16 protein-coding genes, 1 other RNA gene and 1 pseudogene are annotated in these 18,977 nt (G+C 54.7%); 7 read left to right on the forward strand and 11 right to left on the reverse strand.

Going from position 1 to position 18,977, the window contains the following annotated elements; translation table 11 throughout:
* Positions 1–103: 103 nt before the first annotated feature.
* The gene (locus HB779_RS18185; protein WP_188343651.1) at positions 104–1,984 is read left to right on the forward strand and encodes an ATP-binding protein; all 1,881 of its coding nucleotides are present in this window, start codon (positions 104–106) and stop codon (positions 1,982–1,984) included.
* Positions 1,985–1,990: 6 nt separating this feature from the next.
* On the opposite strand, the gene miaA is transcribed toward HB779_RS18185, so the two are convergent.
* Positions 1,991–2,881, reverse strand: a complete 891-nt coding sequence (gene miaA / locus HB779_RS18190; protein WP_188345998.1) for a tRNA (adenosine(37)-N6)-dimethylallyltransferase MiaA — start codon at positions 2,879–2,881, stop codon at positions 1,991–1,993.
* Between the two features lie 20 nt (positions 2,882–2,901).
* Here miaA and serB point away from each other — a divergent pair.
* Positions 2,902–3,788 (forward strand): annotated as a pseudogene (gene serB / locus HB779_RS18195) (phosphoserine phosphatase SerB).
* 57 nt (positions 3,789–3,845) lie between these two features.
* Here the strand turns inward: serB and HB779_RS18200 are convergent.
* The 8 genes from HB779_RS18200 to HB779_RS18235 form a co-directional block, all read right to left on the reverse strand.
* The gene (locus HB779_RS18200; RefSeq protein ID WP_188343652.1) at positions 3,846–5,372 is read right to left on the reverse strand and encodes a DegQ family serine endoprotease; all 1,527 of its coding nucleotides are present in this window, start codon (positions 5,370–5,372) and stop codon (positions 3,846–3,848) included.
* Positions 5,373–5,498: 126 nt separating this feature from the next.
* The gene (locus HB779_RS25780) at positions 5,499–5,615 is read right to left on the reverse strand and encodes a DUF2065 family protein (protein ID WP_371823870.1); all 117 of its coding nucleotides are present in this window, start codon (positions 5,613–5,615) and stop codon (positions 5,499–5,501) included.
* A gap of 80 nt (positions 5,616–5,695) precedes the next feature.
* Positions 5,696–6,634 (reverse strand): protease modulator HflC, encoded by a 939-nt coding sequence (hflC, locus tag HB779_RS18210; RefSeq protein ID WP_188343653.1) that lies wholly within the window; start codon positions 6,632–6,634, stop codon positions 5,696–5,698.
* Positions 6,634–7,740 carry an FtsH protease activity modulator HflK gene (gene hflK, locus HB779_RS18215; RefSeq protein WP_188343654.1) on the reverse strand — a complete coding sequence of 369 codons (1,107 nt, stop codon included), beginning with the start codon at positions 7,738–7,740 and terminating at the stop codon, positions 6,634–6,636. Before hflK ends, hflC begins: the two co-directional genes overlap by 1 nt.
* A gap of 194 nt (positions 7,741–7,934) precedes the next feature.
* Positions 7,935–8,435: a dihydrofolate reductase gene (locus HB779_RS18220; protein WP_188343655.1), complete on the reverse strand. Its 501-nt coding sequence runs from the start codon at positions 8,433–8,435 to the stop codon at positions 7,935–7,937.
* A gap of 6 nt (positions 8,436–8,441) precedes the next feature.
* Complete coding sequence (locus HB779_RS18225) at positions 8,442–9,437, reverse strand: DUF4424 domain-containing protein (protein ID WP_244642418.1); 996 nt, start codon at positions 9,435–9,437, stop codon at positions 8,442–8,444.
* 20 nt (positions 9,438–9,457) lie between these two features.
* The gene (locus HB779_RS18230) at positions 9,458–10,252 is read right to left on the reverse strand and encodes a thymidylate synthase (RefSeq protein WP_188343656.1); all 795 of its coding nucleotides are present in this window, start codon (positions 10,250–10,252) and stop codon (positions 9,458–9,460) included.
* 115 nt (positions 10,253–10,367) lie between these two features.
* Positions 10,368–10,679 carry a DUF2853 family protein gene (locus tag HB779_RS18235; RefSeq protein WP_188343657.1) on the reverse strand — a complete coding sequence of 104 codons (312 nt, stop codon included), beginning with the start codon at positions 10,677–10,679 and terminating at the stop codon, positions 10,368–10,370.
* A gap of 142 nt (positions 10,680–10,821) precedes the next feature.
* On the opposite strand from HB779_RS18235, the gene ssrA reads away from it, so the two are divergent.
* Positions 10,822–11,178, forward strand: a transfer-messenger RNA (tmRNA) gene (gene ssrA / locus HB779_RS18240).
* A 161-nt stretch (positions 11,179–11,339) separates the two neighbouring features.
* Here the strand turns inward: ssrA and HB779_RS18245 are convergent.
* Positions 11,340–12,548 (reverse strand): multidrug effflux MFS transporter, encoded by a 1,209-nt coding sequence (locus tag HB779_RS18245; protein WP_188343658.1) that lies wholly within the window; start codon positions 12,546–12,548, stop codon positions 11,340–11,342.
* 219 nt (positions 12,549–12,767) lie between these two features.
* On the opposite strand from HB779_RS18245, the gene HB779_RS18250 reads away from it, so the two are divergent.
* The 4 genes from HB779_RS18250 (at position 12,768) to HB779_RS18265 (ending at position 14,779) form a co-directional block, all read left to right on the forward strand.
* Positions 12,768–13,469 carry a TetR/AcrR family transcriptional regulator gene (locus tag HB779_RS18250; protein WP_188343659.1) on the forward strand — a complete coding sequence of 234 codons (702 nt, stop codon included), beginning with the start codon at positions 12,768–12,770 and terminating at the stop codon, positions 13,467–13,469.
* Between the two features lie 280 nt (positions 13,470–13,749).
* A complete protein-coding gene (locus HB779_RS18255) occupies positions 13,750–14,331 on the forward strand; it encodes an SspB family protein (RefSeq protein WP_188343660.1) in 582 nt (193 codons plus the stop codon).
* A gap of 8 nt (positions 14,332–14,339) precedes the next feature.
* A complete protein-coding gene (locus tag HB779_RS18260; RefSeq protein WP_188343661.1) occupies positions 14,340–14,552 on the forward strand; it encodes a DUF4169 family protein in 213 nt (70 codons plus the stop codon).
* Positions 14,549–14,779 carry a ribbon-helix-helix domain-containing protein gene (locus HB779_RS18265; RefSeq protein WP_188343662.1) on the forward strand — a complete coding sequence of 77 codons (231 nt, stop codon included), beginning with the start codon at positions 14,549–14,551 and terminating at the stop codon, positions 14,777–14,779. The genes HB779_RS18260 and HB779_RS18265 overlap by 4 nt, the downstream gene beginning before the upstream one ends.
* A 324-nt stretch (positions 14,780–15,103) precedes the next feature.
* Here the strand turns inward: HB779_RS18265 and HB779_RS18270 are convergent, their stop codons facing one another.
* The gene (locus HB779_RS18270) at positions 15,104–18,940 is read right to left on the reverse strand and encodes an AsmA family protein (RefSeq protein WP_256440615.1); all 3,837 of its coding nucleotides are present in this window, start codon (positions 18,938–18,940) and stop codon (positions 15,104–15,106) included.
* Between the last annotated feature and the right edge of the window lie 37 nt (positions 18,941–18,977).

Consider the following 18,977-nt stretch of genomic DNA (forward strand, 5'->3'; position numbering starts at 1 on the left):
CGGCGCAATATCCGTCAAATGCCGAACTCCTTGCTAAGATATTCTCAATGCCTCGCGATTATGGTGCAAAATCTGCCGTCAGTTCCGGGGTTGATCGCCACACATGAGCTTCGAAGCCTTACCCACCACGACAACAAGGCCCGCCGTCCGCAACCGGACCGACGGGCATGTCATCGAGTGCAATGGCGATAAAGCCATCATCCATGCCAAGACCGGTCCATCCATAACCGCGTCTGAAGATTATTGGTCTGTCGGTCAGCTCATTTCCATTCAGGTCGCGGCCAGCCGTGTTGTCGGTCTGGTTTACAAGGTTGATCTTCCCAATCCAGAATGGCAAGCGGATGTCGACCAGAGCATCCACATCCACATCGAACTCGTCGGTCAGGTGGATACGCAAGATGACGGCAAGCTGCGCTTTTCCTCCGGTATCACGACGTACCCGCATATGGGTGCTATCGCCCACCGTATTCGCGCTGCCGATCTGGCAACCATCTACACATCAACACTGAAGAATACGGTTTCCATCGGCCATCTCTCGCAGAACGCTGAAATCCCCGCCCTGATCTCGGTCGATAACCTGATCTCGCGCCACTTCGCTGTTCTCGGAAGTACCGGTGTCGGCAAATCCAGTGCGGTAACCTTGCTCCTGCGCAAGATCATCTCGCAGCGTCCTGATCTGCGTGTGCTTATTCTCGATCCGCACAATGAATTCGCCAGTGCATTTCCGGATCTCGCCATTTCCATTGATTACAACACATTTGACTTGCCGTACTGGATGTTCCGTCTCGAGGAATTTGGCGAAGCCGTCTTTCGCGGACGCCCGTCCATTCCTGCCGAAGTCGATATTCTGCGTGATCTCATACCGCTGGCTAAAGAACGCTTTGCCAATGCTGAAGCGGCATCCACCTCTTCGCTGTTGAAAAAAGAGCGCGATATCGCCTCAATGACAGCCGACACGCCGTCGCCCTATCGCATGGCGGATCTGATCAAATTGCTCGACGAGCGTATTGGCCAATTGGACGGCAAGACCGATCGTCCGACTATGAAAGCCCTGCGCTACCGGTTGCAGGCATTGATCGCGGATCCGCGCTATCGTTTCATGTTCTCGGCACCAACCACGCTTGATACAATGCGTCAGACAATCGGCCATATCTTCCGTGTGCCGAAGAACGACCGACCGATCTGCGTTTTCCAGCTGGCCGGATTGCCGTCAGAAGTCGTCAATTCCGTTGCCTCGGTCCTGTGCCGTCTGGCCTTCGATCTGGCTGTGTCCAGCGATGGCAATGTGCAAACGCTGGTCGTGTGTGAAGAAGCACATCGTTACATACCGGCAGATGCCAGTGCAGGTTTCTGGCCAACGCGCCAGGCCATTGCGCGTATCGCCAAGGAAGGCCGCAAATACGGCGTCTATCTTTCGGTCATCACCCAGCGGCCGGGCGAACTCGACCCCACGATTCTGTCTCAATGCAGTACGGTTTTCGCCATGCGTCTTGGCAATGAACGCGATCAGGAAATTATTCGCGGTGCGATCAGCGGCGCATCGCAAAGCGCTATCGGGCTCCTCTCATCCATTGCCAACCGCGAAGCCATCGCCTTCGGTGAAGCCGTACCTACCCCGATGCGTATGATGTTTGAAACCATTGCTCCGCAGCATCTGCCCGCCGCGCACATGACCCAGCAGCAGGAGGCCATGCGGTCGGGAGATGCGCATGTATCACTGGACGCTGTTTTGACGCGTATGCGCCAGCTCAACGCCGCCGATAACAGCGCGATCGAAGACAAGGCCAGCAATTTTAGTGCTTTTGATAAACCTGCCATTGAGCAACGGGTTTCTGCGCCCATACCGGCAATACCGGTACGGACACAATGGCGCGCCGCTGAGTCCTCGCCGATTATTGAGGAACCACGAAAGCCGGCGCGATCAGAACCGGAAGGTTTCCGTGCCAGCGACCTCATCCGCTCCTTCCGCAACGATAAAACCTGACAACCCCTAGGGATAGGAAATTCGCTCCCAGTCTTCGCCAAGCTGGTTGCGGAACCATGTCATTTGCCGTTTCGCATATTGCCGTGTGGCAATGGTGGAAAGCTCTATTGCTTGCGCAGGAGTGCGGCTCCCCTCGAGCACCGCCGCAATCTCGCTGACACCAATGGCGCGCATAGCTGGCAGATCAGGCGAGAGGCCCAGCCCCAGCAAGGCTTTGACTTCTTCCACTGCTCCATTTTCCATCATGGCGTTAAATCGTCCCGCAATACGCTCGCCGAGCCAGGCGCGATCGGGATCAATGACAATCTTGCGGGCGGACGACGTATCGATCAAAGGCGTGCCGGTTTCCTTTTGCCATTCGATAATCGATCGCCCCGAAGCATCGATCACTTCCAAGGCCCGAACGATGCGCTGGCTGTCTGTCGAGCGAAGCGCAGCCGCCGCCAAGGGGTCTTTTTGTTCAAGAATCTTGTGCAACTGCGCTGCGCCAGCTTCGGCATCCTGCTGGCGCCAGTAGTTTCGAACATTCCCGGGAATATCCGGCATAGCCGAGAGCCCGCCCAGAAGCGCGCGGAAATACAGCCCTGTGCCGCCGACGAAGATCAAAGGCTTAGCTTCAGTTTCTGTTTCTTTTACAAGCGCTTCGACATCGGCGAACCAGCGGCCGGTGGAATAGGCAACTGCAGGGGGAACATGGCCGTAGAGCAAATGCGGTACGGCCTTGAGGTCGCCGGGTCCGGGCCGTGCCGTCAGAACGTTGAGCACATCATAGACCTGCATGGAATCGGTGTTGACGATCAGACCGCCTGTCTGTTCGGCCAACTGCAGCGCTAACGCTGACTTGCCGCTGGCCGTTGGTCCGGCTATCAGGATTGTCTGTCTACTTTTCACGTCAATCGTCCAATCAGGAAATACTCATGCCCTTGATGGCCACGCTCATCGCCAACCCGGCTTCACCCAGTCTCAGCGCCTCGCTCGGGATTAAAGCCTCAGCGGCAGTCAATGCAACAGGACTTTATTGGCTGGCTGACGGAATCGCATGTGATATTGCGCTGCGAACAGGTTCGAACGTCACCGAGAGCTATGCCGAGCTTGCGCGGATCGTAGACGGCGAGCCGATTGATATTGTTGTGCAGGATCAGGATACAAGGCGCAAAAAATCCTTATCGCCGACATGGACTCGACGATGATCCAGCAGGAATGCATTGACGAACTGGCTGAAGAAGCTGGTTTGCGCAACAAAGTCGCGGCGATTACTGCCCGCGCCATGAATGGCGAAATAGCATTTGAACCCGCCCTGCGCGAACGCGTTGCCCTGCTCAAAGGCCTGCCCTACACCGTCATCGACAAGGTCATTGCCAGCCGGATCACCCTGATGCCGGGCGGTCCGGAACTCGTGCGTACCATGAAGAAACACGGCGCTTATACAGCACTCGTCTCCGGCGGGTTCACGGTCTTCACCCAGCGCATCGCGGCGATGATCGGTTTTCACGAAAACAGTGCCAACACATTGCTTGACGACGGCACAAATCTGACCGGCGAAGTCAGCGAGCCCATTCTGGGACGTGAGGCGAAAGTTGCAGCACTGAATTCGATCTGCGACCGCTTCAATCTCTCGCCGCAGGAAGCTTTGGCCGTTGGCGACGGTGCCAATGATCTGGGCATGCTGCAACTGGCGGGGACCGGCGTCGCGCTGCATGCCAAACCGTCCGTGGCGGCACAGGCGAAAGTACGCATAAACCACAGCGACCTGACGGCGCTTCTTTATATTCAGGGCTACCGAAAGACTGATTTCGTGGTCTGATCGTGCAAATAAAAAAGGCGGCCATTGGCCGCCTTTTCTTGATCATTTTGCCTGTGATCAATTCATCTGCAGGGTGACGAACCGCAACTCTCCGGTCTTCGAAGCCAGCATCAGCAATGCATTTTTCCGGCCTTCATCACGCAGTTTTTCAATGCGCGCAGCCACATCTTCCGGGGTCTTCACCGCTTCCTGAGCGATATCGACAATCACGTCACCCGCCACGATGCGCTTGTTGGCAGCCACCGATTCGGCCTGCACTTCCGTGATGAGCACACCCTCGACCTCTTTTGCGATACCGAATGTTTTCCTTGTATCCTCATCGAGAGCACCAAGGGTCATGCCAAGAACATCAACATCCTGGTTGGTATCCTCATCCTGATCACTCTGGGACGGGCTCTTTTCTTTGGTCTTGGCATCCGTATCCTCAAGCCGGCCGAGCGTAACCTTAACGGTCTGCTCCTTGCCCTTGCGGATCACAACAACGTCAACTTCCTTGCCAACAGGGCTTTCCGCAACGGCGCGCGGCAAATCCTTCACATTGTTGACCGGCTTGCCGTCAAATTTGGTGATGACATCGCCGGCAAGGATTGAACCATTCGCAACCGGGCCCTTGTCAATAATGCCGGCAACCAGCGCACCCTTGCTGGACGTCATGCCAAGACTTTCAGCGATATCGTCCGTAACAGGCTGAATACGCACACCGAGCCAGCCGCGCTGCACTTCACCATGGTCCCGCAGCTGCGCGATAACGCCTGATGCAAGTTCAGCCGGAATGGCAAACCCGATACCGATCGATCCGCCTGTTGGCGAGATAATAGCCGTATTGATGCCAATGACCTGACCATACATATCGAACAGCGGACCACCGGAATTACCCCGGTTGATCGCAGCATCCGTCTGGATGAAATTATCATACGGACCGGAATTGATATCGCGATTGCGGGCTGAGACGATACCGACAGTCACCGTGCCGCCAAGGCCGAACGGATTGCCGATAGCCATCACCCAATCACCGATGCGGGCTTTCGAAGAATCGCCAAACTTGACCGCGACCAGCTTGCGCTTTTTCGGGTCGACCTTGAGAACCGCCAGATCGGTTTTGAGATCCTTGCCAACCAGTTCGGCTTTCAATTTGGAGCCGTCGGTGAAATTGACTTCAATGTCGTCGGCATCCGCGATCACATGGTTGTTGGTAACAATGATCCCCTGCTCGGCGTCGATGACAAAGCCCGATCCGAGAGATTGAACCTTATGGGAAGGATTGCTCTTTCCCGGTCCCTGTTTGCCGAAATACTCATCGAAGAATTCCTGGAACGGTGAGCCCTCGGGTACCTTTGGCATTGGAACGGGTCCTGAATCGCCATCCTGTCCCTTTACCGTCTGCGACGTGGAGATATTGACCACAGCATCAAGCAGCCCCTCGGCGAGATCGGCAACAGATGCCGGACCTTGCGCGCGGGGTTGAGCCGATTGGGCCGCTGCGACAGTCACAAAGGCAGGCGTGACATTCGTGGCGGTCAGCGCAAACAAAGCCAGCGCGGCAGTGGCAGAACGGAAAAATGGGCGACCAGTAGTGAAAACCATGCGTTCGGGCCTTTGTCTGTGTGGTCAGATTAAAAATAAACAGCAGTGGAATACAACAGAGCCGTGAGAGTAGACGAAAATATGACCAACGGCTCTAAGTTTGATAATGGCGAATTTTTATCGCCATTATCCTCGTGCGAGCCAGACCACACCCACGCCAAGCGCAATGGATGCAACTCCGGCAACCCGCAGAAAACCGTCAGGCTGTCCGCTGACATCCCGCGCAACGCGTTTTGCGATCAAGGGAAACAGCCGTAGAGCAGTCCCTCGAAAACGAGAAACAACCCTACGGCATCCAGAAAATCAATCATTCTGACCTGCCCCTATTGTGGGGCAGGTTTGGGAGGAACTGGTGGTGTGCTGCCTTTGACCGGCGGCAATGTTCCGTTGGCGTCCTGGAAATAACGGAAGAACTCGGAATTGGGCGAAAGCACCATCGTTGTTCCGGTATTATCCAGCGCTGTCGCGTAGGCCGACATCGAACGGTAGAACGCAAAGAAATCCGGATCTTTCGAGAAAACATCCGCAAAGATTCGGCTGCGTTCCCCTTCACCCTCACCGCGGGCGATTTCCGATTCCTTGCGGGCTTCCGCAACGATCTCGACAACCTGACGATCCGCAATCGCCTTGATCCGCTGTGCAGCTTCACGGCCACGGGCACGAAGGAATTCAGCCTGCGCGAGACGTTCGGCCTTCATGCGTTCGAACGTCTGTTGTGAAACTTCCTGAGTCAAATCCGTCCGGCGAATACGCACGTCGGTAATCTCAAGACCGAGTGACTCGGCGTCAGGACGCAGCTGCTCACGCACTTCACGCATCATTCCGGCACGCTCGTCGGAAAGCGCAGCCTCAAAGCCCCGCAAACCATAAACGCTACGCAACGATGCATCGAGACGAGTGCGCAAACGCGATTCAGCGAATGTCACGTCACCCGACACCGTTTGGCGGAACTTGCGCGGATCGGTAATACGATAGACCAGAAACGCATCGACTTCATAGAACTTGCCGCCTGAAACCTGAACCCGGATATTATCCAGTTCAAAGCTCAGAAGACGATCTTCGATCATCTGCACACTGTCGGCTTCAAGGAAACCGAATGGCAGCTTGAAGTAAACACCTGGCTTGGTTTTTACATCGACGATCTGACCGAAGCGCAAGACAATGGCTTGTTGGCGTTCATTGACAACGAAGATAGAGGAATAGACCAGCAAAGCGACAAACGCGATCAGACCGGCAATAAGAGGAAGACGGTTCTGGTTCATCACTTTGTTCCCTCTACCGGGCGCTGCTGCTTGGTAATCTCAGACAATGGCAGGTAGGGAACGATGCCCTGGCCATTGTTTTGATCAACAATCACCTTGTTCGAATCTTTCAGTACACGCTCCATTGTTTCAAGGAACAGACGTTTACGGGTAACTTCCGGCGCCTTCACATACTGGTCATAGACCGATGTGAAACGTTGGGCCTCACCCTGTGCTTCCTGCACGATACGGTTCTTGTAGGCGGCTGCATCTTCGCGGATCTGCGCACCTTCACCGCGAGCCTGACCGAGCTTCTGGTTGGAATACTGGTTCGACTCTTCGACAAACCGGTCTTCGTCCTGTTCCGCACGCTGCACTTCATCGAAGGCATCCGCTACTTCACGGGGTGGAGAAGCATCTTCAATTGAAACCGCGTTGACCTGTATACCCGCACCATATTCATCAAGCGTCTTTTGAATGATGCCGCGCACGTCATTGGCTATCCCGGCACGATTGTCGCGGAAAATATCCTGCGCCGGACTGCGGCCAACGATTTCGCGCATCGCGCTTTCGGATACTTGCTGAACCATGTTTTCAGGGCTTTCAACATGGAAGAGATAAGCGACCGGATCCGAAACCCTGTAAAGGACGGAGAACTGAACATTTACAATGTTCTGATCACCCGTAAGCATGAGACCTTCCTTGGCACCGGAAACGCCCTGTCCGCCAATCTTCTTCTGCTTTTCAACGATCTCGACTTTTTCGTAGGTTTCGATTGGCCAGAAATGGAAATGCAGACCCGGTTCGGCGATATCAGCCTTGGGTTTACCAAAGCGCAATTCGACGGCCCGCTCATCAGGCTGGACGGTATAGATGCATTGGAACAACCAGAATGCGACCAGCGCAAGCGCGGCCAGACCGAAAATCGTTGTGCCACTGCCGGGACCGCCGGGGATCGCCTGGCGCAGACGGTCCTGACCACGGCGGATAATGTCTTCAAGGTCGGGCGGATTGCCTCCGGGGCCTCCTCCTTGCGGTTTTTGACCCCAAGGGCCACCACCGCCACCGTTATTGTTACCGCCGCCACCCCAAGGGCCGCCGCCACCGTTCTGATTACTCCAGGGCATTCCTACCTCATGTTTTGGAACGAGATTCGCCACCCCATGGCAACGTCCCGCTAACCCGATATCCCGTTTATAGGGATGGCGAGGCCCGCTTTCAACGCGCAGCGCGGTTTTTCATGCGGATTTGGTAAAAAGATGAATGATTATGACCGTTTATCACGAAATTTTCATACCGCTTGCAACACGGCGCTCAATTTCTACAACCGCTCGTAAACGACATAGCGGGTTGCATAGTTGTCTTTTTCACCGGCGGGAAATTCCTCCTGCGAAACTTCCTTCCAGATTTTCGGATCAATCGCCGGGAAAAATGCATCCCCTTCAATATCTGCAAGAACCCAAGTCAGGTGCAGACGGTCCGCTCTGTCCAGAAGCTGGCGATAGATTTCGCCACCACCGATCACGCAGATTTCGTCCACTTTGTCGGCGCTGGCATGGCTGCCTGCAATCATCAGGGCCTCGTCCACGGAACGCGCCGCGATAACGCCTTCGACGGAAAACGCCGGATCACGGGTAATCACGATATTGGTGCGGCCAGGCAACGGTTTGCCGAGCGAATCCCATGTCTTTCTACCCATGACGATCGGCTTGCCCATGGTAATCGCCTTGAAGCGCTTCATGTCCGATGAGAGCCGCCAAGGCAGCCCGTTATCGCGACCGATAACGCCGTTCTGTGCAACAGCAACAACAAAGCTGATCATCAAGCCCTATTTCCTTTCCAGAAGCAGTATGTTGAGATCCTCCTGCGGCAAGAAGTTCTCGGCAGTCATTTCAAAAGTCGTTGGTCCGGTTTTCCTGACATTCTTGCCACAGAAACTGATCAAAGTGTCCGGGTCGCCCTTGTCGATTGTCAGTTTGAATTTCTGAATGGAACCCGCCCAATTGGCTCCTGTCGTCAAAACATAAGAAATCCAGTTTTCGTAAAGTGGATAGGAGTTCGGTGGTTCTTTCTCCACAATCTTGGCAACAGTTTGGTTGAAGTCCTTATCACGACAATATTTGCGGGTGTGCTCCGCATCATCCGCCATCGGGGCCTTCCCCGTCGGATCAAATCTCAGCCCTACACCACCGCCAACGCTGGGCTTGTAGCGATGCGAGACGCGAAGCTCTTTCCCGGCCGGAAACTTCATCGACCACCAGAAAGTCGACTTCAACGTCCAGCCCGGATTGAAGATAACTTTACCATCGGTGGACTCGCTGCTTTCAATAAGAAGGCCGCGACTGATCCAGTCTTCCTTGGTTTGATCATCCAAGGCATTGATTGCCGCACCCACTTTGCTGTCAAAAGGTGAGACCGGTATACCCTTTCCGGCCAGAATATCCGTAACATCAAGACCGTCGGTCGCTGCCCTTTGCTGCAACGTGGGCGTAATAGGCTGTCCGTCTGCCGTGACCGTAAAATCGAGAAAATTATCCGACTCCCGATGCGGAATTGAGATCATTGAATCGTTTTCAGCCACCATATCCGGCATCGGAAATGCAACTATGCTCTCAACATCAACCTTGGCGCTGTTCTTGAAGATATAATCGACCCGAACCTGCTTTTCCGAAATGAAAAGATCTTCCTGCTGCATCCATATGTCCTGGCTGCGCAGGAAAACCAGTCCCCCGGTCGAGAGTGAGGCAGACGTGTCATTCGCCAGCGACAGGGATGGTTGAGCAAACAAGGCGAGCAGAGCAGACAAACATAAGCGTTTCAGCACAATGGTCTCCCGATAATGGCCTATACGGCGATGGGTGCCTTGATACTCGCTTCTGAAACGTAGTTCTCAAGACTGAAATCTTCGAATTTGAAGGCGAAGAGATCTGTCACATCCGGGTTTATGCGCATAGTTGGCAAATGACCGGGTTTACGGGCCAATTGCAATTTTGCCTGTTCAAAATGGTTTGAGTAAAGATGGGCATCGCCCAGCGTGTGAACGAAATCTCCCGGCTGCAATCCGGTTACCTGCGCCACCATCAGTGTCAGCAAGGCATAGGAAGCAATATTGAAGGGCACACCAAGAAAAATATCGGCAGAGCGCTGATAAAGCTGGCAGGAGAGTTTGCCGTCCGACACATAGAACTGGAAAAGGCAGTGACATGGCGGCAGCGCCATTTCATCCACAAGCGCAGGATTCCATGCCGAGACAATCAAGCGCCGTGAATTAGGGTTTTTGCGTATCTCGCTCAAAAGATTCGCGATCTGGTCGATGTGACGGCCATCGGGCGCTGGCCACGAGCGCCACTGATAGCCGTAGACTGGTCCCAGATCGCCATTCTCGTCAGCCCACTCATCCCAGATCGTAACGCCGTTTTCCTTGAGATAGGCAATGTTGGTATCGCCCTGCAGGAACCACAGCAGTTCGTGAATGATCGATTTCAGATGCAGTTTTTTTGTTGTCAGAACGGGAAAACCGGCGGCAAGGTCAAAACGCATCTGGTATCCGAAGACGGAACGCGTGCCGGTACCGGTCCGGTCACCGCGATCAACGCCCGAATCGAGCACGTGCTGAAGAAGATCAAGATAAGTGCGCATGGCACCTCTTTAGCAGATTCGCCCTATCAATGCGTAAAACTTCTGTGTGATCCACAGTCAGGAACGACAATCATCCCCGGCGAATCACCGGGGATGATTTTTCATCCGAGAAAAATCAGAGACTGCCGAGCAGACCGAGTTCTTTTGCCGTCAGATAGTAGAAAGTGACGCGGCCTTTCGAGCGGTCATCCTTCATAATCGCGCAAACCGCCTGAATTGCCGCATCAGCCTTGGCAGCGTCGGTAACACCGAGCTTCTTGCCAACCCAGCTGGTGCGAACACGGCCGAGCTCTTCCGGATCAGAGCAGGAAACCAGAGAGGAATCCCTGTTGCGCAGAGCAATTCCGAGATGTTTGACGATTTTTGCGACTGTCGCTTCGTCTGCACCGGCATCATAATGACGTACGTCTTTTAGATAGTCACTCATGGAAAGACCCCTGATTGTGAGATTCAATGCCTGGCACTGGAACCTCCCTGACACGAAAGACATCGCACAACCGGCAGATGCATGAGGCGATGACTCATTAGACACAGGAAACATTCCTCACCAACAGGAACGTGTCAATGCCACTCTTTCATTTCGTCGCGACACCACCTATATAGGTCCTGCTGGTTTCGGCCAGCTATGGTGATAAACGGACGATACAATAAGCCTATTGGACCCGGGGGCGGTACCCGGCGCCTCCACCAGAGTGCAGTTGCGAGAGTGCATTGTGGCGGGGGCGAAATAGGATCGACAAGGGTGTAAAAATCGCTCTTTTGCCCGGCATAGTACCACCGTTATCGGGCTAACTCAGTAGTTGCAAACGACAACTATGCGGAAGCACGTCTCGCCGCTTAATGCGGTGCGATAGCTTCAAATTAAGTCCTAGGGGTTCGCACTTCTAGGCGGGGTTCGGAGGTACCTGGCAACAGAAACCTCCACTTTCCTTTCTGAAATCTGCCGTGCTGCCAGACCCATTTGGGTTCGGCACATCTTTTGTCATTTTATCGATCGACGCGCAGCGTACATTCCGTTACCGCTATAGAAAAGGCCCGGAACAGCGCGTTCCGGGCCTTTTGCTTTCGTCTGATAGAAGCGCGGTTATTATTCCGCTGCAGCTTCCGCTTCAACGATCCGGCGGCGACCGATCGTTGCCTGCGTCAGAACGAAGGCTCCGACGGCACAGAGGCCAATGCCTGCAGCCATTGGTAATGCAGTTCCATCGAAGAACAGTCCGGCAACCACCATTGCAACGGCAGCTGTCACAAAGTGCAGCGTTCCCATCAAGGCGGATGCCGTACCGGCGATCTCGCCGTGATCTTCAAGCGCGAGAACCGCCGTTGTCGGGATAACGAGACCGAGGAAGCCGTAGCCTATGAACAGGAATGTGGCCAAGACCGGCAACTGGTTGAAGCCGAGCGCCATAACCACAACCATGGCAGCCATGGTGAACGAAAATGCCGTCAGCGCCACACGCATCACCCGCACCAGGCCAAAGCGTTCACCGAGCCAACCCGTCAGCTGCGATACCGTGAAAAACGACACGGCATTGATTGAGAACGCAATACTATACTGGGTTGGCGTGAGACCGTAGTGATCAATCAGCACAAACGGTGAATTGGCGAGGTAAACCAGAAAGCTGGAGATACTCAGACCGCCGATAAAGGTGAGTGTCAGAAAATTCCGGTCGCCCATCAGCAGACGGTAAGCTGCCAAAGCGCTGCGAAGGCTGCTTTCCTGCCGGGCATCCTTGGGCCGGGTTTCCTTCAGCTGTGTCGACAGCAGGATGAGGCCGATAAAGGCTGCAATCATCACCGCCCAGAACACACCGCGCCAGCCATAGACGCTGATGACGGCACTGCCTGTCAGCGGAGCAAGAATTGGCGAAATACTGAAAACCAGCATCAGCAAAGACATCAGGCGTGCAGCCTGAACACCCGTATGCATGTCACGCACGATCGCACGTGGAATGACCATACCCGCTGCCCCGCCAATGCCCTGCAGGAAGCGGAATGCAATCAGGGTTTCAATATCCTTCGACAGAGCACAACCCACACTGGCCACCGCAAACAGGCCGATGCCCATATAGAGCGGCGCCTTGCGGCCCCACATATCCGACAGGGGTCCATAGATCAGCTGGAAGATCGCAAAGGAGATGAAGAAGGCGAGAAGGCTCATTTGTACGACATTGTTCTCGGCGCTCAGATCCTTGCCGATTGATGGCAGCGCCGGAAGATACATGTCGATCGCAAATGGCCCGATGGCCGATAAGAGACCAAGAATGAGGGCTGTACGAAAGAAAGAAGTTGTCATGGTGTTTATCTTTCAGAAAACGGCAACAACAAGCTCATCAGCTTGGATGCTGCGTTGCTCTCAGGAGTGGTTCAGAATTTTTACAACGTGCGATGCAATTACGCGTGCTTGGGAGACGACGCGACCTCACATAGCAAAAACAAAGTGTCAATATTTTTAGACACAAGTGTCAAACTAGACACCATTGTCTAAAACGTCAATGCGCATTACCTTGGCTTTATGAAAAATCCAAAAGAAGCAGCGCATAAGGCGACCGGCCATACTCAACGTGGTCAATGTTCAAAACGGCTATCGATATTGGATGCAGCGGCTGAGGTGTTTTGCCGGGAAGGCTTTGCCGGAGCGAGTATTGATGAAATCGCCGCGGAAGCGTGCGTTTCACGCCAGACTATATACAACCACTACCGCGAAAAGGAAACCCTCTTTACCGCAGTGGTTGAAGACGTGACCAACCGGACCAATTCCAGCCTTTTTTCAATTCTGGCGACATTTCCCGATAAACCCGACAATCTTGAAGACGATCTCAGCACATTTGCCCTCGGGCTGACAAAGAATTGCCTATGCAATCAGGATGGCAAATTCTTGCGCAAGCTCGTCCAATCCGAAGGGGAACGTTACCCGCAATTGTTCGAAGGCTGGCGCAAGCACGGACCGGGAAAGATCGGAACCGCCCTTGCCGCGCTCTTTGCCCGTCTTTCCTATGGCGGCGTCCTGCAAATAGATGATTTTGACTTGGCCGCCCGGCAGTTTCTGGCTCTGGTCAACGCCGATTTGCAAATGATCACCCTGTTTGGCGAGACGCCAAGCGATGAGGAACTCGAAAATGCGGCGCGCAATGCAGTCCGTACCTTCCTGCGAGCCTATTCGGCGCCGGTGGTAAATATTGCGGCTCCAGCACCTCTCGCCAAGGCCGTTGGATGACATTTTAACCGGGGAAACGGACTATAGCCCCAGGCGCTGAAACGGCTGCAAGCTGCAGTGTCGAACCGCTCAGCCAGGGGAAAGGCCTCGCCCTTCTCGCCTCTCCGCGCATTTTCTTGCCGTTTCAGGCGCCATTTCAGCCAGATTTATGAGTTTACGAGCTAATTTAATCAGAGAGCTTACAAGCGGTCGCATTTCCTTTATCCATGCGCCATAATAGCTCAAACGTGTTTGTCATCTCTGCTTGACAGAGAGGGGCGAATCCATGGGATAAGAGTGCATGCCACAAGATATGATCCGCTACGATATATTGGCCCAGGAAGCGCTACGCGGCGTCATCCGCAAAGTCCTTGGTGAAGTCGCCAAGGCTGGTCTTCCCGGCAACCATCATTTTTTCGTCACCTTCCTGACGGGCGCGTCTGGTGTACGTATTTCAACGCGCCTGCATGAAAAATACCCTGAACAGATGACCATCGTTCTGCAGCATCAGTTCTGGGACCTGCAGGTCACCGATACGCTGTTTGAAGTTGGCCTGTCCTTTGGTGACGTACCGGAGCGCCTTGTGGTGCCGTTCTCTGCCATTCGTGGCTTCTATGATCCTTCCGTCAATTTCGAACTGGAATTTGATGTTGAAGTTGAGGAAACGGTTGGCGACAACGATCAGGGCATTACCAGTATTGCCCCTGTGCAGCCTGCCGAGAAGCCCAAGGCTGTGCCAGCGGCAACAAAAGCCAAGTCTTCAGCCAAGCCAGCCAAAAAGCCCGCGAAGGCCGGCGAGAAAGCTGATGCTCCGCGCGAGGAAACCGGCGAGAAGGCATCGGCCTCCGTGGTTTCACTGGATTCCTTCCGCAAGAAAAAGTAACCGCTGAGATGGCCGACGTCGTCAATCTGCGATTGTTCAGAAAACGCAAGGCGAAGGACGCCAAAGAACAAAGTGCGGCCGAAAACAGGATTGTGTTCGGCCGTACCAAAACCGAGAAACAGTTTGAGTACAAAGCCAGCCGGAAAGCTGACCTGTTTCTTGACAGCAACCGCCTTGAAGGCAACCAGCCTTCTGGCGATGATGAAGCCGACAAGACGTGAGTCTTGTCCGCAAACGCTCAGTGACCATTCGCGGTCATCGCACCAGCTTTTCCCTCGAAGATGCCTTTTATGACATTATCACGTCGATTGCCCAAAGCCGCGATATGACACTTGCAGGCCTGATTGCCGAGATCGATGAAGGCCGCGACCGCAATTCCAACCTGTCCTCGGCGCTGCGGATTTACGCCTTGGAGTGGGTCAGGACTGACACGAAGACCACACCCTAAATCTCTGATTTGATTCCTGAATCCTTGCAAGGCGATGGTACGTGGTTCGACGGGCTCACCATGAGGAGAGTGAGGAATGCAGGGAGTATAATCGCACCACGGCAATTAGCCCTGCAGCCCACCCATCTTCCTCATGGTGAGCCTGTCGAACCACACACAATCATCGTGTCAGCGTCCAATCCAACAGCGCTCACCATGAGGAGAGTGAGGAGTGCAGGGAATATAATCTGCACCACGGCAATTAGCGCTGCAGACCACCCATCTCCCTCATGGTGAGCTTGTCGAACCACGCACAATCATCGTGTCAGCGTCCAACCAACAGCGCTATTGAACCGTTGGACCCAGTGTTTTCAGGAAATCATCGACCGATTGTTTGTTAAGCGCGCCACTGCCTTGCGGCTGCGCTTGTGCCCCGCCATTTGGTGCGGGCTGTTGTTCGCGCGCTTTACGGGCAGCCTCATCAGCCGCACGTTTTTCAGCCTCGGCCTTTTCTGCCGCCGCCTTCTCCACCGCTGCCTTTTCCGCTGCCAGCCGTTCAGCCTCGGCACGCGCAGCGGCTTCCTGTTCTGCCCTCAATCTTGTTTCTTCAGCCAGTTTCTGCCGCTCGGTCGCCTCGCTCTGATAAAGCAACACTTCACGCCGAAGCCGTTGCTTTTCAACCAGCGAGGCCTGCATGGTTTCGACCCGCTGCTGCTCCCGCTCCAGCGTGCGCTGGGTCAAGAATTGTTCGAGCGGCTGCCGGTTCAACGTCCACTTCGGATTGCGCCATGGCCCTTCACCGCTGAATTCGACCACCGGTTCAGCTCCGGCAACGACCAGTTTGCCCGGATCGAATGCAAATCGTCCCTGTGAAGTAACAGTCATGTCAGGCAGATTGAGCCGCAGGTCGGCGGCCAGAGTTGCGCCCGCACTTTTCAGCTGGAATGTTGAAGTGCGCGCCATCCCGCCCGCAATGGTGAAGGCAAACTCCGCCGAACCGACATTGAAGGGACCGGCATGCAGATATTTGCCAATCACCGCGTTCACGGCATCGCTGGTCACTGAACCCTGCAGCGTATCGGCATCCCCAAGGATGGGTTTCAGCGCGTCCGGATTGATCGCATCGATAGCAAGGTCTTCAACTGAGATGACACCCGAACCCGCGACGGACGCCATCATTTCGGTCACGGACGTGCCACTGGCATTGACCGATGCCGCAATTTTCGCGGTGCCCATCAATGGCTCTTTGTCGTCTGGCGTATAAAGGTCATCCAGCGCTGCCTGATCCAGCGTAAATTGCCCGGTTGCCAAACCATTGCCGCTCGTATTGCGCAGCTCGAACATGCCTTTGAACGTACCGCCAAGGATTTCACCCTGCGCATCATCAAGCCGCAAATATCCATCTTTGAGCGAAGCACTTGATTGCAATTTGGTGACGGGGCCAAGAATACCGGCATCCGCCTCATCGGCCCTGATTTTCAGGTTGAAGCCCACCGGAAAAAGCGGCGCACGGGCAAAGGTCTCCTTCGGCCAGAACTTTTCGCCGCTTTCATCGACAGCGCCGGTACCAAGCATGAATTCTGCCAGAGATTTGAGATCCAGCCTGGTGAACGCGAGATTACCCTGAACATCCGGGATATTGTTCTCGACACCCAGATCAAGCCGCCCGCCTATTTTCGTATCATCTACCTTGCCGTTCAGATCCGGCAGCACAAGCCTGCCCTTCGCCAGCTGGAAACTGCTGGCCATATCGACCGGCATACCGCTGCCAAATCCCGGCAGCGAATAACCTGCCGTTGCAAGAAACGGCTCGAGATCACCGGCCTTGATCGAAGCCCGGCCCTCGCCGTTCAACAGGCCGTTGATGCTGCGCAAACTTCCGTCAATCAGCGCCTGACCGTCAGGCGCTTTCAGCGATAGCTGGGTTTGAATGCCATCCTTGCCATTGCCCTTCAAAGCAAGATCAGCCTCAAGCTCGCCGACCAGTCCCAGGGGCAGTGCAGGCAGCCCCATCAGGGCCATCAGGGGCTCACCATGGTCGCTGCGGGCATTCATGGTCAATTCAAGCGCTCTGAGCTTGTCAGTGCCCTGACTGGTCGTTCCGGAAAGCGTGATATCCATGCCACCGGTTTTACCGGCAGTGCTCAGAGAGAATTCGTCCGAGGCATTCTTCCCATGCAGGGCATTGGCGAGAATGCTCAGCTGCGTATCCTGAAACAGATCAGGATATTTGGCAGCATGGTCGTTCAGAGCCGCAATAAATGGGAAATCAGGAAATCGCTTGGCAAGCGCCGAGACGAACGGTGCCAGATTGTCCGAAAGAATGGTCGCATCCAGCGATCCAGTCGCCTCGTCCTTGAATGGCTCCATCTTGCCGGTCGCTGTAATCGTAGCACCGGAAAGATTGTTGATGATCAGGCGGTCAATATCAAAAACGCCATCGCGCAAGCGAAAGCCTGTATCCAAAGACTCAGCAACCAAACCGCCATGGCTCACAGGTCCTGCTTTCAAACGAACATCAAGGTCCTGCCCCGCCAATTGCGGCGCTCCGTTACCTGCTTCGGAGGGGGCGTTCCTGCCAAAAATGGCAGCAAAGGCTTCCAATGCATCGCCGTCCAGTGCACCGCCTTCCAGCGTTAATTGGGTCAGTGGCACAGATTCGCCCTTGGCACTGCGGATCAGCGAACCCTTTAACGAGGCTCCGCCCAATGCTACTTCCAGATTATCCATGCGCTGCAATTCGTCATGCAGCTTCACATCTGCCGAAAAACCGGCGCCAGGCAGCCGCCGGATTGCCTCATCCACCGTATCGGTCAGCCACGCGGCAAGTCCCGAAGGCTGGCGCGATGCGACCAGCAATTTCCCGTCAAAGCCGAAATCCGCGCCGATCTGCAGCATGCCGTTGGCTTCAAACTGGGTCCGCCCCGGCAATTCCGCCTTGAGCTGATTGATCTTCCATTGACCCGCAGAGGGCTCGGCATCAATTGTCACAGAACGGATCGTCGTGTCGCCCGCCACAATAGCCGGAAGTTTCAAATCGATAGAGCCGGGCACGCTCGGTATCGGCAATTGGTCCATCAGCCGCCGGAATACGCCAAGACGTTGAGCGGCATTATGCGGCTTCGGCCTGCTCCCCTTGGCATCGTCATTCTGATTGTCGAATGTAACCTGCTGGCCATCCGCCTTGATTTCAAACCGGGGATTGTTGCCATAATCGAACAGCGCATTGCCGTTGACGATATAGGGATCGATGATCGTCCCCTGTTCCATACGAAATTCGGGAATGGTGATCTTCGCATGATCTGCTTCAAAGCGGCCCGTAGCGCGAACGCTGGAAAGAAGCGGTTTATCTTCGGGGGCAGCTGTTTTGGCATTTTTCACGGAACCCGCATTGGCAGGCATCTCGTCAGCGGACCGGATGCTGATATTACCCGCATATTTCAATGCACCGCTATCCAGCGTCAGTCCACCATCGGTTTCCAGCACCGCAGGTATACCATCGGGCGAGACCCGCGCGTGCAGATTGATTGAGCCATCGGCTTTCACCTTTCCCGTGGAGGCGGAAATAGCCGTGCGCTCGCCATTGAAAAGCAGCGTCCCGTCGAATTTCCACGGTCCGCTCAGATTGGCTGCCGATAGCCTTGCATCGAGATCGCTGACTGTACGCACGGTAGAGGTCGATGCATCACGAATGACCACCGAGCCATTGGTAATCTGCATATTCTCCAACTTCACCTGCGCTGAACCAAACGATGTCTGCGGACGGATTGCCCAGTCAATCATGCCGCTCTTGTCGATATTGACCGAGGCAGTCGGCTTCTCCAGACGCATATCGAAAATCAGAATTTCACCGCGCAGGAAGGGTGCAAGCTCCGCATCCATCGAGAACTTGTCGATAGTCATGACCGGCTCGGAACCGGGATCACCAACCTTTACATTGGAGAATGTCACGGAAGGAAACGGCAAGAGCCGTGCACTGGCGGTCCCAGCAACCGTGACCGGCCGTCCAAGCAGGGCTGAAGCTTCACGCTCGAATGATGAACGGTAGCCGGCCCAATCGACAAAGTACGGCACCACCAGCGCTGCAGTCAGCACCAGTACCAATAATCCGCCGATCAGGACAAAGAGGCGTGTCAGTATTTCAACTCCATTCCCGTATGCCGGGCACCTTATACACCGCATCGTTCACAAATTGGGCGAAGATGCGGAATCAAAGTGC

It is taken from the genome of Phyllobacterium sp. 628, assembly GCF_014189505.1.
Lineage (GTDB): Bacteria > Pseudomonadota > Alphaproteobacteria > Rhizobiales > Rhizobiaceae > Phyllobacterium.

Coding starts and splice junctions, on each gene's coding strand:
- HB779_RS18185 (WP_188343651.1), top strand. CDS start 104: ATGAGCTTCGAAGCCTTACCCACCACGACAACAAGGCCCGCCGTCCGC.
- HB779_RS18200 (WP_188343652.1), bottom strand. CDS start 5,372: ATGGTTTTCACTACTGGTCGCCCATTTTTCCGTTCTGCCACTGCCGCG.
- hflC (WP_188343653.1), bottom strand. CDS start 6,634: ATGAACCAGAACCGTCTTCCTCTTATTGCCGGTCTGATCGCGTTTGTC.
- hflK (WP_188343654.1), bottom strand. CDS start 7,740: ATGCCCTGGAGTAATCAGAACGGTGGCGGCGGCCCTTGGGGTGGCGGC.
- HB779_RS18220 (WP_188343655.1), bottom strand. CDS start 8,435: ATGATCAGCTTTGTTGTTGCTGTTGCACAGAACGGCGTTATCGGTCGC.
- HB779_RS18230 (WP_188343656.1), bottom strand. CDS start 10,252: ATGCGCACTTATCTTGATCTTCTTCAGCACGTGCTCGATTCGGGCGTT.
- HB779_RS18235 (WP_188343657.1), bottom strand. CDS start 10,679: ATGAGTGACTATCTAAAAGACGTACGTCATTATGATGCCGGTGCAGAC.
- HB779_RS18245 (WP_188343658.1), bottom strand. CDS start 12,548: ATGACAACTTCTTTCTTTCGTACAGCCCTCATTCTTGGTCTCTTATCG.
- HB779_RS18250 (WP_188343659.1), top strand. CDS start 12,768: ATGAAAAATCCAAAAGAAGCAGCGCATAAGGCGACCGGCCATACTCAA.
- HB779_RS18255 (WP_188343660.1), top strand. CDS start 13,750: ATGCCACAAGATATGATCCGCTACGATATATTGGCCCAGGAAGCGCTA.
- HB779_RS18260 (WP_188343661.1), top strand. CDS start 14,340: ATGGCCGACGTCGTCAATCTGCGATTGTTCAGAAAACGCAAGGCGAAG.
- HB779_RS18270 (WP_256440615.1), bottom strand. CDS start 18,940: ATGCGGTGTATAAGGTGCCCGGCATACGGGAATGGAGTTGAAATACTG.